Origin of the sequence: Bacillus infantis (assembly GCF_008180445.1) — a bacterium.
Lineage (GTDB): Bacteria > Bacillota > Bacilli > Bacillales > Cytobacillaceae > Bacillus_AB > Bacillus_AB infantis_B.
This window is the reverse complement of record NZ_VTER01000001.1, coordinates 196,433-208,433: the sequence shown is the minus strand read 5'-3', so window position 1 is coordinate 208,433 and position 12,001 is coordinate 196,433. Positions and strand designations below refer to the sequence as shown.

Below are 12,001 nucleotides of genomic sequence, written 5' to 3'. Positions count from 1 at the left end.
GGATATGCACAAAATATTGCTTGTGGAAGATGATACTAAAATAGCAGATCTGCTGAAGTCGCATCTCATGAAGTATGGCTATGAAGCTGCCGTATGCACGGAATTCGATGAGGTAGTTAAATGCTTTGAAAGAGAGCAGCCTGCGATGGTCCTGATGGATATCAATCTGCCGAGCTATGACGGTTTTTACTGGACACGCCAGCTCAGGCAATTGACCACCTGCCCGATCATATTCGTTTCAGCCCGTGCGGGTGAGATGGACCAGATTATGGCATTAGAGCATGGAGGCGATGATTACATAACCAAGCCATTCCATTATGAGGTCGTCCTGGCTAAAATCAAGAGCCATCTAAGGAGGGCATATGGGGAATATGCATTGAATATGAAGGAACGGCAGATTGAAGCTGATGGACTTATCCTTTACCCTGAAAGACTCCTGCTTGTTTTCGGGGAAAAGCAGGCTTCGGTCACAAAGAATGAGTGTGCGGTCCTGGAAATTCTGATGAAAAGATATCCCCGCTTTGCCAGCAGGGAAGCGCTGCTCGAAAAGCTGTGGGATGATCAGGCTTATGTGGATGAAAACACATTGAATGTCAATATGAACAGAGTAAGGAACAAGCTCAGGGAAATTTCTATAACCGGAGCGGTTGAGACCGTCAGGGGAGCAGGCTATCTGCTTCAAAATACCTGGAAAAGGAGCTGATTGGTTTTGAAGCTCTTTTTTAAGGATCATTCAGGGGTCATATTTCTACATATTGTCATGCTCTTTTCTGTGCTTATCATCTATCGTATGGCAGGATTCCGGGACATGAAGGTAAGCTTTTATACTGTTTTTTTTGGGCTTTGCCTGCTCGGCGGTTATCTGGTTTTCCGTTATGCAGGGATGAAGGGATATTATGCACGGCTCACCGATCCGTTAGCAGCTCTCGATGAATCGATTTCTGCGACAGGCTTCTATCCGATGGCAGAAGCACTTGATCAGCTCCTGCTGAATCAATACCAGCTTTATGAGAACAAGCTGGCGCAATGGGAAAAAGATAAAAATGAACATCTTATCTTTATGAATCAGTGGGTGCATCAAATGAAAACCCCCCTGTCTGTCATAGAACTGCTGCTGCAGGATGATGACGAAGTAAGCCGTGAAAGCATCAGGGAAGAGACGGACAGAATTCATAATGGTCTGGAAACAGTACTGTACAATGCAAGGCTTAAATCTTTTGAGCATGATTTCCATGCAGAGCCTGTCAGTCTGTGGGAGCTGGCTGTGAAACTGGTGCAGGAAAACAAGCGCTTGTTCATCCGGAATGAAGTTTATCCTGAAATTGCAGAAGGAGCTGATCTGTTTGTCCATTCTGACAAGAAATGGCTCGAGTTCGCAGTCTCCCAGATTCTGATAAATAGCATCAAATATTCAAAAGGTACAAATCAACAGGTGACCATCTCCTTCTGGCAGGAAGGAGAAACTGTCATCCTTGAAGTGAAGGACCGCGGGCATGGAATACCAGCCAGTGATATCGAGCGTGTCTTCCAGCCTTTCTTTACCGGTGAAAACGGGCGCCGTTTCCCGGAATCAACAGGAATGGGACTGTATCTGGTTTCAGAAATCAGCATGAAGCTTCAATTTCAGCTGGAGCTGGAGTCCGAGGAAGGAAAAGGGACTGCTGTCCGCTTCCTGTTCAATGAGCCGAACAGCATCTTACAAGATTGTAAGACTCCTGAAAGGAACATCGATAGCTGAAGCAATCACTCTCCTTTAACATAAAAGCATCAGAAGAAAGAGAGGAGAAGTTAGATGAATATGCTTCAGATAAATCGGCTGAGCAAAGTATATACAGGAAAGGTTTCTTACCGGGCGCTGTCAGAACTCAGCCTGGAAATCAGCAAAGGGGAGTTCACAGGGATCATGGGCCCTTCAGGCAGCGGGAAGACTACGCTGCTGAATATGATATCCACGATTGATTCTCCAACCTCAGGGGAAATCCTGATAGAAGGAAAAGATCCGAATAAGCTGAAGAAAAGGGATCTTGCGAAATTCCGCCGGAGAGAGCTTGGGTTTGTTTTTCAGGATTTTAATCTGCTTGAGACGCTGACTGTGAAAGAAAATATGATGCTTCCTCTTACATTGGAAGGGGTACGCGTCAGGGAAATGGAAGAGAAAGCAGAAAAGGTCGCAGACAAGCTTGGCATCCGTCCGATCATGAACAAAAGGACTTATGAAATTTCGGGCGGACAGGCACAAAGAGCGGCGATTGCAAGGGCGATCATTCATACCCCGAAGCTCCTGCTGGCAGACGAACCGACAGGGAATCTGGATTCAAAGGCTTCACACGATGTGATGGAAACTATGTCAGACATAAACAGGAATGACGGTACCACCATGCTGCTCGTCACCCATGATGCCCTGGCTGCCAGTTATTGTGACCGGGTTATCTTTATCAAGGATGGCAGGCTCTATAATGAAATCCGCCATGGAGACAGCCGCCAGGCCTTTTTCCTGAAAATCATTGATATGCTTTCAATACTGGGAGGGAATGCACATGACCTTTCGTCAATTCGCGTTTAAGAATGTGCACCGCAATAAACGGCTGTATGCTGCTTATCTGCTGAGCAGCGCCTTTTCGGTCATGGTATTTTTTGTCTATGCGGTTTTTGCTTTCCATCCGGGCCTTAAAACAGAAGGAATCGGCGGGCATGTTTCAACCGGCTTGCATTTTGCCGAGGCAGTTATCTATGTGTTTTCCTTCTTTTTTGTTCTTTTCAGCATGAGTGCATTCCTGAAATCGAGAAAAAAGGAGCTCGGATTGCTGGTTATGCATGGCATGACAGGCATGCAGCTTAGAATGATGATCTTCATGGAAAACATGATGATCGGACTGGTTTCAATTCTGACAGGAATCGGAACTGGCATGGTGCTTGCCAAGGCAATCCTGCTCGCAGCTGAAAATGTACTCGGTTTAAAAAAGTCCCTGCCTTTTTATATGCCTTTTGAAGCGCTGGGCCTTACAGCGGGTGCTTTTGTCCTGCTGTTCGCAGTTATTTCATCTTTCACAGTTTCCATGTTCAGGGGGAATCAGCTGACAGCTTTTATTAAAAGAAGCACTGCTCCAAAGCCCGAACCGCGGGCTTCCCGCCTGCTTGCCCTGCTATCTGCCTTGCTTCTTGCCGCAGGGTATATTACTGCGCTCAAGGTAAAGGGGGTTTATGTAAGCCTGGCATTGGTGCCGGTCAGCACTGTTGTCATCATCGGCACCTATTTTCTCTTTACACAGTTCAGCGTGTATATTATCGGCCGCTTAAAAAAGAATCCATCAATCCTGTTCAAAAAGACGAATCTGCTTCTTTTCTCTGATTTAGCTTATCGGATGAAGGATAACGCCCGTACCTTCTTCATTGTTTCGATTGTGTCCACTGTAGCATTTTCAGCCATTGGTGCACTGGTCGGCTTCAGGACAGTTATGACAAAGGCAGTCCAGGAGGAGAACCCGTTTGCTTTTGACTACAGCAGCTATGCAGGGAACGAGAGGGAAGCATCCCAGGTTGAGCTTATTCGGGATAAGCTTAAAGAAGAGGGAATTTCCTATCGCGAACTTAGAGCAAAAGGGCTTTACCAGACAATCGGCGACAGTCAGGCGATGTTTATAAAAAGTTCTGAATATAATCCGATAGCAAGTGCGGCAGGCGGGGAAGCGGTAGACCCTGAAGGAGACAAAGCAATCAAGATAATACCTATGAAAACACCTGCTGAAAAAGAAAAACAAACAAAACTGACCCTCAAAGAAAGCGGGGAGCCCATTTCCATAGCAGGAAATACACAATCATTTGCGTTCCCTGCATATGAGAGCTTCTATGTAGTTTCAGACAGTAAGTTTGCTGCGCTGCAGGGTTTTGCCAACGAACAGCGTTTTTATATTTTTGATGCAGAAGATTGGAAAAGCACATCAGATATCGGGGAAGAACTCGCGAAAGATCTTCCGATCAGCAGACTGGGAAAAGAATACAGCTTTTTCCCGCTTGCTCATGAATTGGATAAGATCGTTCAAGGGTATGGGGCCATCCTATTTGTCGGCCTATTTATCGGAGCAGTGTTTTTTGTTGCCGCCGGGAGCTTTCTTTACTTCAGGCTCTTTAGCGACCTTGATGAGGATAAAAAGAAATTTTCCCGCATTGCAAAGATTGGACTAACGGATGATGAACTGTCAAAAGTCGTTTCAGTGCAAATCGGACTCCTGTTTTTTGTACCGTCAGGCGTTGCCGCTGTCCACGGTGCTGTCGCCCTTACCAGCATGCAGAATATGTTCGGCACCTCGCTCTTCAGGGAATCAGCCCTTGTGCTGGGAAGCTTTTTATTGATTCAGCTGGTTTATTATGTATTTATCCGTTCAGCATATTTGAAAAATATCAAGAAGGCACTCCGCTAAATGCAGCAGGACCAGAAATCAGGGTCCTGCTTATTTTACTCTTGCGGCAAACGGATTTGTTGACGCTGGATGCCTGTCTGCCTGTAAAATAGATAAGTGTACATAGAGTTAATACTAACAGGGGGATGCTGATATGAACCGCTTCACTTATATGCTGCTGGTACTTTTGACAACTTCCCTTATGGGATCGTCCTTTGCTATTGGGAAAATCGGACTGCATTATATCTCCCCCCTTATGCTTGTAGGGCTTCGTTTCACCATTGCCGGGGTGCTGATGGCAGTCATTGTGTATCAGAAGCCGCGGCCGGGTACATTTACAGACTGGCTGAAAGTGTTCACAATCGGACTGTTCCAGACAGCAGGGGTAATGGGCTGTATTTTTCTGAGCTTAAGGACCATCACTGCCGGGGAATCTTCCATTCTGACTTTCAGTAATCCGCTGCTCGTCGTTGTTCTTGGCACGATCATTTTCGGCCTAAAATATACAAAGATTCAATGGATAGGCGTCATTGCTGGATTTCTGGGTGTGATCCTGACACTTGGCTTTCAATTTCGGCTGGAATCAGGCACCCTGCTCGGTCTTGGGGCAGCTTTTTCATGGGCAATCGCAACCTTGCTTATTAAAAGGTGGGGAGGGCAATTCAATACCTGGGTTTTGACAGCTTATCAGCTGCTTTTCGGAGGAATCGTCCTGCTGCTTATGAGCTTGGCCATGGAAAAGATTGAGCTGCACATCACTCCGCTTTCAATCTTCATTGTTGTATGGCTCGCTGTGATGGCATCTATTGTCCAATTCGCTGTCTGGTTTTATTTATTAAGCAAAGGAGATCCGGGGAAAACGAGTGCCTTCCTTTTCCTTGCCCCATTCTTTGGCGTGCTGTCCGGATGGCTTCTGCTGGGGGAAGCTGTCCATTGGTATGTCTATGCAGGGGGAGCACTTATTTTTCTCGGAATTTTTCTTGTCAACTGGACTTTCAAAAAGAGCAGTACCTGACAAAGAGAGCCGCACTTCAAAAGTGCGGCTTTTCTCTGTTCCCGGCGGATTATTCCTTGCTGCCGCCGTTTTCGTCCCAATAGATATCTGCAAAAGCTTCAGACAAAGCATCTACTGTCCTGTGGAGTTCCTCCAAGTTATTATCGACTCCGCCAAGCTCCACCAGTATGGCTCTGTTGGATATATCCTGGTTATATACCCCGTTTCCTTCAAGCTTTGTCTTCAAGAATACTCCGCGGCTTAGGCCCGGGTATTTTTCTTCGACCTTCGCATTCAGTTTTTTTGTATATTCAAGATTGGCCTGGTAATTTTTATTTTCCTTGCCGACGATGAAATACAGCCGTGCATAGGTTTTGCCGTTGATTGTCGCAGTCGTTTTATCCTTCCGGGCAGAATCGCGGTGGATGTCTATAAAATATTTCAAATTCGGATTTGCTTCTGCAGAAGCGTGGACAACTTCATTGGATACTTTATAGGAAGAAGAGTAAGTCCACTCTCTCTTGAGCAATTCTTTATTAATATTGGTTTTATCCTGGGATGCTCCGATCCCTTTTTGCAGCAGTGCATCTGAAAGCTTGCTGCCCAGTCCGACCACATTGGCCCGTTCATCTGAAGTTACGGCTTTATTGGCGTCTTTTGTATTTTTCAGCAGGGGAAGAAAGGCCTCCATATTATGTGAATGATAAATCAGCACATCTGTTTTTTCAGGCTTTTTGGCCGGTTGTGACGGCTTGTCCGCCACAGGCTGCTGCAGCTTTTCTTCTGCAACTTCACGCTCATTCATGAGCACTTCTGCTGGAGGTGCTGATTCAAATGGGAGGGTGGAAAGGTCTGTCCCTTCACCGGCAACCACAATTTCTGTATCAAAATAAACAAGGCCGGGAAGCTCTGTACCGAGAAAGGTACGGGCATCTGTAGGCTTTACATTAGTGGCAAGGGAAAATAAAGCATCTGTCACATTTTCAAACGTAAAAGGATCGCTGTCAGGAGCGAAGGAATGGTTGGCCGAGCTGATAAAATAAGTCAGCAGTTCATTGATTTCAATATTTCTCATGACGCGCTCCAGTGACTTCGAGCTGAATTGAGTGTAGATAATGATAGAAAAGAGGAAAACGGCGGCCGCGATTAGTAGATAGATGAGATCTTTGTAATGTTTAACGTTTACTGCTACAACTTTTATCATGAAATTCACCTCAATTCACCATATGCTCAATGATACGAGAGTATGCGAAATAAGAGGTAACGATTTGTAAAATTCCTGCTGGGAAAGGGATCCAAGAATATGGGCGGCTCTATCTGAACTGCACATGAATAACCTGCAGCCAATGAGGAGATTTTATAATAAAGGCTATGTTATTGATTTGGGCGCATTCGTGTGAATATCTGGTTAAAATGAGCCCTAAATCAACAACAATGTTTAACAATGCCATAATAAAAAGAAGCAGAATCCTGCTGATTGAAAAGTAGGGAAAAGAGATGGCAGGACTTATTATTTCAATTATCATTTTTAATATCGCAGCTGTAAAGTTCGGCAAAACCCTGACTGGCAATCAGAAGCTGCATATATGGACTTTTACGATTGCATTTCAGCAAACCTTTGACGTCATCATAGAATTTAAGCTCCATGGATACTGGTATTTCAGCCTGGATCCCGATTTTGGCGGACTGCTGGCACACACGGTGCTGCTTCCCCCGGTGAATATCCTCTTTCTCAGCCGCTATCCTTTTAGCTCTGATAGACTGACAAGGATATTTTATGTATTTTTCTGGGTGATTGCCATCCTGCTTTACGAATATTTCACTTTGCTTCCTGAGCCGTGGGGATATTTTCACTACGGGTGGTGGAAGCTGTGGCATGCTGCCATTGCTGATCCAATTTTGTTCTTATTATTGATTCAATATTATAAATGGATACGCAAACTGGAAGGCGCAAGTTAGTTTATCCCATAAAAGAGGTGCTTGTATGAAACCGCAAAGACTGCTTTTGGCTGTGATGCTGCTTCTTTCCTGGGCTAGCATACCTATGATAGGGAAGAGGTCTTTTAAAAGATTCCTGCCGGCATCTATATTCATCTGTATCATTGCAGCGATCATGAATATACCTGCAGCAAAACGCAAGTGGTGGGTTTTCCAATCCAGTATCCATCCTAAAGTAAGAGGAGATGTACCATTTGTTATCGGACCTTATTTTGTTATATCCTTTCTGGTATTGAAGTTCATGTACGGAAAGTTTGGATTGTATATGATCGTCAATTTTGTCCTTCATCTTTTATATGCATTCCCAGGCGTCCGGTTTTTAGAGCGGACAAGAATTGCTTCACTCAAAAAAATGACCAAGCAGCAATTTATCCTGCTTCAGCAGTTCAGAGCAGTCCTTTTATATGGCTTCCAAGTGCTCTATGAAAAGCTGCGAAGTTCCGGGCACAGTGGACAGAACTGAGCCCCGCTCTTAGAGAGCGGGGCCTGCTGACAGCTAACCATTGCTGCGCTGATGGTCTACCCACCAGTCTATATGATCCAGATCAAAAACGATCATGCTGCTAAAGGGTCTTTGATGGGGGAGCTTCCGTTTTTGAATGAGATCCAGAATGGCCTCCTCAGACAGCGGATAATCTTTCATATCCAGATAAGCTATCAGTTCTTTTATGCTGTAAGCCTTTCTCAAAAATTAATCACCTCCCGCCAATCCTCCTTTATACAAAGGAAGTCTGGCGAAAAGCACTTAATAAATGAGAAGCTAAAATACTTTTACCCCGGCAATTACTCTCTAATCTTTCTTCTGCAAAAAAACTTGTTATTGAAAAAGAACTCCGTCCCAAATGAAATATTTGCCATCATCCTGAAAAGAAACCAGGGAACTGAAATAGTTAATGGCAGTTCTGCGGTTTGAAATGAGACCTCATTCCGTACTTAAATGATGGAAAAAAGCAGTATAAAAAGTTATCATGCTTTAAACAAAATGGGCTTGTCCCCCTGAAACGGTTCTTAGTGCTCCCCGTCTAATATGTTGTAAAGATGAAAATACAACAAGATTGACAGAAGGGGGATTCAAAATGGGAAAAGTAAAAAAACTGGCTGCTTCAGCGCTTGTCGCTCTTGGGATTCTGACATTCAGCCAGGGGACTGCATCTGCTGAAGAGTTTTATACCATCAAAAAAGGGGACACTCTCTATAGCATTGCCAGGCAATATGGCAGTACAGTCGGGCAGCTGAAGCATCTCAATAAATTAAAGAGCGATTTGATCTATGCAGGCAGCAGATTGGAGGTTCCCGGAAAGATTACAGTGAAAAAAGGAGACACACTCTGGGGAATCGGACAAAAATACGGTCTCAGCGTCGCTGAACTCAAAAAAATAAACGGACTGAGGAGCGACTTGATCCTGATAGGGCAAAAGCTGTCAGTCAATATAGGCAGTATTGCTTCATATGATGCTGAAAAGGTGAAATTGTCCGTTTCAGCCAAGAAAGGTTACACTTTTCATGCAGAAGAGCCGCGCCGATTCCTTTTGGAATATGGGAAGAATAGCCGGTATTTTGCCAGGGTAGAAGTGCTCGACGGAAAATCAGTAATAGGTGAGGTAAAGAAAAATTCTCTGGATTATCTTAGGACGATTGGCAAGCCTGAAGAAATGAAATCCGTCCAACTTCCATTTTACAGTGACAGTATGATGGTGCTGCATGCACATAACAAAACTGATCAGGCAAACATCATTGTCAAAAAAGTAGATGGGAAGCTGCTTCGATTTACCATCCATTATGTTAACCAGGAGGAATCAGAAGAGGTTTACAGGACAATGATCTCGATTCTCGGAAGCATGAAAGCAAACTGAAAATGAAAAAGGGAGGGGATCCGTCGGTCCCCTCCCTTGCCATTCTTCATGATTATTTCAAGATTCTCCGGCAATGATTGCCAGAGTGAAAGTAGAATGGCTAGGTAGAAAATAGAGAGCTTCAGCAAGCTCTCTATCTGTACAAGTCTATAGAGTGTTAAGCTTTATTTTGAAAACAGCTTCAGCAGCGGATGCTTATTTTTGTCCTTCACCTTGATTTCCTCCATCACTATCCGGTCTTGATGCTCAGAAATCCATTCTTCCATTTCTTTTTTATCTTTGCATTGCGTATAGTAGGTTTCTCCGCCTTTTCCAACTGCATTAATGACATATCGGCAAGTGTTTCCCATAAATCCTCCCGTTGCTGTGGTCTTTAAAAGGTATGATGCATGCATTCCATAATGGTTTCTCCTATTCTAAGATTCTCTTGTTTTATACACAAAAACAGAGGATGAGAAACCGGATTTTCGAGTCATGATTTCCAATAATAAATCCTGTTCTGCCTTATCTTACTCACGAAATTAATAGCTGTCAACGGAAAATAAAAAAGAAATAAAAAAAGAAATAAACGGGTTGAAAACATGGTGATGTCTTTGTAGAATAGAGGATTCACTCATTTTTTTGCGGATTGCTGAAGGTCAGATATAAAAAAGATATGCAGAAATTTGCTAATACGGAAAGTTGGAAGTAAAATTATTTCAACACCTGAAAAATGAATCGGCTTAATCTCATATTGAGAGCGGAGGAACCAATTTTTGGGGCTAATCCTGCAGGAAGCAGGAGGGATGAGAATGATCTTTCGCCATCCTGCCCGTCAGCTAACTTCGTCGGCTAAAGCGAGTGAGGTCATATAAGACCGCCTAATGAGCAGCATCCCTGCATCCAAATCTGCAGGAGCTGCCTGGAGCCAGGATTGGTCTTTTTGTGCTGTATATAAACTGCGTACGTTTTAGAGCGGCTGTTTTCAGGGAAGAAAGGGAATATGACTGTTTATGCATTTTCATGGCCAATGGAACAGTTTGTGCCCAATTACCCCAAGGGAACTATTAAGCCGGATTGAATGCTGCAGGTGTTCACTGATAAGAAGAAGGAGAATCAGCTGTAATGAATATCGCGTTTTTTTTATTGCCTAAAAATGAATTGGTTTTTGTCTATGACCATTGGACAATGAGGCAAGCCATGGAAAAAATGGAGTATCACCGTTATACAACCTTTCCGATATTAAATAAAGAAGGAAAGTATGTAGGATCCTTGTCAGAAGGAGACTTGTTATGGAAGCTCAAAAGCATGTGCAGGGTCGACTTTAATGAGATCCAGGGAGTGATGCTGAAGGATGTGCCGCTTCATAGATCATATGAGCCGGTGCTCGTTAGCAGCGAGATGGAAGAAATCATTAATTCATCACTAAATCAGAATTTTGTCCCTGTTACTGATGACAGCGGCGTTTTCATAGGATTGATCCGAAGAAGGGAAATCATTGATTATCTGGCAGGCAGCTTCAGAGAAAGGAACTTGTCTGTTCCCGGGGAGCAGAGCAAGACAACATAAGGAATGCTGAGCACCCGCTTTTATTTAGAAAAAAGTCCATACAATTTTGTATGGACTTTTTGGCGCCTCAGAGGTTTGGGGGTGGAATTGACACTGGATTGCTTTGTTCAGTTGGAAAATGGCATCAATTTAAGGGAGAAGTCATTAAGATGGAGGGGTGAGCATCACATCTAGAAGCAGATTTGCCCGACTTTTAAAAAGAGTCTCCCAATATTGAGGACGATCATTCCGGATACCTTCATAATCATGCCTGATTTGACTAAAATCATGCCTGTTTTGGCAATAATCATTCCATATCTGCCAATATTCATGCCGGTTTCCGCATTAATCATTCCTAATTCCATATATTTACAAAAAAAACCGGACAAAGCGGCGATGAAGATGCTCCATATGAAGCGGAAAAATCCATGGCGTACCCTGCGCTTCTTCTTTAAATAGCTTTTGTGCTCTTAATAATGATAGTTGTCGGAAGATATTGGGCTTTTTCATAGGAATACCAGCGGTTGCTGTGCCTTTTCCTGTCTTCCTCTGATAGACAAGCTTCTTCTATGACTCTCTCGATTATAAAGCCTTGGCTGATCAGCGCATTGATATAGGTGCTTACCTTATACTGCTGCATAAAAGCAGGCGTATTCCATCCCTCATGGTTATAAATGCCTTCTTCGTGATAAGGCTTATCGATAATAATGGAAGAATCTTTGCTCCGGATTCTGCTGAAAAAGGGATGTTCCCAGCTGAAAATGAAAGTGCCTCCAGGCTTTAAATACCTGTGGATATTACCCAGTGTTTCCTCGAGGCTTGTTGGTCCAGCCGAGAGCATAGATGGAATAGACAATATCAAAATAATGATCAGGGAGCCCCGGATCATTCTCCATAGGGGATTCAAATAGTCTTACTGGCGCTGCCGCACCGCCGAGCACCTGCTGTGCCGTATGTATCTGCTTCGGCGACAAATCAATGCCCCAAAGCTCGGCCGCACCCCGCCCGTCCATATAGAGAAGCGAATGCCCGCTGCCGCAGCCGATATCCAGCACCTTTTTCCCGGCAGGGTCGCCAAGCAGGTTCAGTTCATCTTCCACAGGAGCGAGGGGGCCATACTCAGGCAGCGGATTTCGCCTAAAAAAGCGCTCTGCTGAAAGGTTCCAGCTTTCTTTGTTTTTCTCTAGAATTTCTGTTTTCATAAGAATCATCCTTTATCCAATTATAAAATG

15 protein-coding genes and 1 riboswitch are annotated in these 12,001 nt (G+C 44.1%); of the genes, 9 read left to right on the top strand and 6 right to left on the bottom strand.

Features of this window, described 5'->3' with window-relative positions; translation table 11 throughout:
- Nucleotides 1-4: 4 nt before the first annotated feature.
- From FZD51_RS01175 to FZD51_RS01155, 5 genes are all read left to right on the top strand, one after another.
- Nucleotides 5-703, top strand: coding sequence for a response regulator transcription factor (locus FZD51_RS01175; protein ID WP_148973066.1), 699 nt, complete (start codon nt 5-7; stop codon nt 701-703).
- A gap of 6 nt (nt 704-709) precedes the next feature.
- Nucleotides 710-1,738, top strand: coding sequence for a sensor histidine kinase (locus tag FZD51_RS01170; RefSeq protein WP_148973065.1), 1,029 nt, complete (start codon nt 710-712; stop codon nt 1,736-1,738).
- 60 nt (nt 1,739-1,798) lie between these two features.
- Nucleotides 1,799-2,563, top strand: a complete 765-nt coding sequence (locus FZD51_RS01165; protein ID WP_148973293.1) for an ABC transporter ATP-binding protein — start codon at nt 1,799-1,801, stop codon at nt 2,561-2,563.
- Entirely contained in the window at nt 2,538-4,418 is a 1,881-nt protein-coding gene (locus FZD51_RS01160) for an FtsX-like permease family protein (RefSeq protein ID WP_148973064.1), read from the top strand. The genes FZD51_RS01165 and FZD51_RS01160 overlap by 26 nt, the downstream gene beginning before the upstream one ends.
- 133 nt (nt 4,419-4,551) lie before the next feature.
- Nucleotides 4,552-5,412 (top strand): DMT family transporter, encoded by an 861-nt coding sequence (locus tag FZD51_RS01155; RefSeq protein ID WP_148973063.1) that lies wholly within the window; start codon nt 4,552-4,554, stop codon nt 5,410-5,412.
- Between the two features lie 49 nt (nt 5,413-5,461).
- Here FZD51_RS01155 and spoIIP read toward each other — a convergent pair whose 3' ends face one another.
- The gene (spoIIP, locus tag FZD51_RS01150) at nt 5,462-6,595 is read right to left on the bottom strand and encodes a stage II sporulation protein P (RefSeq protein WP_262380603.1); all 1,134 of its coding nucleotides are present in this window, start codon (nt 6,593-6,595) and stop codon (nt 5,462-5,464) included.
- A 293-nt stretch (nt 6,596-6,888) separates the two neighbouring features.
- On the opposite strand from spoIIP, the gene FZD51_RS01145 reads away from it, so the two are divergent.
- The gene (locus tag FZD51_RS01145) at nt 6,889-7,350 is read left to right on the top strand and encodes a hypothetical protein (protein ID WP_148973062.1); all 462 of its coding nucleotides are present in this window, start codon (nt 6,889-6,891) and stop codon (nt 7,348-7,350) included.
- A 25-nt stretch (nt 7,351-7,375) separates the two neighbouring features.
- On the top strand, nt 7,376-7,852 hold the full coding sequence (locus FZD51_RS01140) for a hypothetical protein (RefSeq protein WP_148973061.1): 477 nt from the start codon (nt 7,376-7,378) through the stop codon (nt 7,850-7,852).
- Between the two features lie 33 nt (nt 7,853-7,885).
- Here FZD51_RS01140 and FZD51_RS01135 read toward each other — a convergent pair whose 3' ends face one another.
- A complete protein-coding gene (locus FZD51_RS01135) occupies nt 7,886-8,077 on the bottom strand; it encodes a hypothetical protein (RefSeq protein ID WP_148973060.1) in 192 nt (63 codons plus the stop codon).
- Nucleotides 8,078-8,465: 388 nt separating this feature from the next.
- Here FZD51_RS01135 and FZD51_RS01130 point away from each other — a divergent pair, with 388 nt between their 5' ends.
- Nucleotides 8,466-9,242, top strand: coding sequence for a LysM peptidoglycan-binding domain-containing protein (locus tag FZD51_RS01130; protein ID WP_148973059.1), 777 nt, complete (start codon nt 8,466-8,468; stop codon nt 9,240-9,242).
- A 164-nt stretch (nt 9,243-9,406) separates the two neighbouring features.
- Here FZD51_RS01130 and FZD51_RS01125 read toward each other — a convergent pair whose 3' ends face one another.
- Entirely contained in the window at nt 9,407-9,592 is a 186-nt protein-coding gene (locus tag FZD51_RS01125) for a hypothetical protein (RefSeq protein WP_035402415.1), read from the bottom strand.
- Nucleotides 9,593-9,951: 359 nt separating this feature from the next.
- A riboswitch (cyclic di-AMP (ydaO/yuaA leader) is annotated at nt 9,952-10,090 on the top strand.
- Nucleotides 10,091-10,346: 256 nt separating this feature from the next.
- On the opposite strand from FZD51_RS01125, the gene FZD51_RS01120 reads away from it, so the two are divergent.
- A complete protein-coding gene (locus FZD51_RS01120; protein ID WP_148973058.1) occupies nt 10,347-10,790 on the top strand; it encodes a CBS domain-containing protein in 444 nt (147 codons plus the stop codon).
- A 170-nt stretch (nt 10,791-10,960) separates the two neighbouring features.
- On the opposite strand, the gene FZD51_RS25985 is transcribed toward FZD51_RS01120, so the two are convergent.
- The 3 genes from FZD51_RS25985 to FZD51_RS26435 all read right to left on the bottom strand — a co-directional run bounded on the left by FZD51_RS25985 (nt 10,961) and on the right by FZD51_RS26435 (nt 11,971).
- Nucleotides 10,961-11,122, bottom strand: coding sequence for a hypothetical protein (locus FZD51_RS25985; RefSeq protein ID WP_187445578.1), 162 nt, complete (start codon nt 11,120-11,122; stop codon nt 10,961-10,963).
- Nucleotides 11,123-11,220: 98 nt separating this feature from the next.
- The gene (locus FZD51_RS26440) at nt 11,221-11,658 is read right to left on the bottom strand and encodes an SAM-dependent methyltransferase (RefSeq protein ID WP_262380602.1); all 438 of its coding nucleotides are present in this window, start codon (nt 11,656-11,658) and stop codon (nt 11,221-11,223) included.
- On the bottom strand, nt 11,567-11,971 hold the full coding sequence (locus tag FZD51_RS26435; RefSeq protein WP_262380601.1) for a class I SAM-dependent methyltransferase: 405 nt from the start codon (nt 11,969-11,971) through the stop codon (nt 11,567-11,569). The genes FZD51_RS26440 and FZD51_RS26435 overlap by 92 nt, the downstream gene beginning before the upstream one ends.
- Nucleotides 11,972-12,001: the final 30 nt, after the last annotated feature.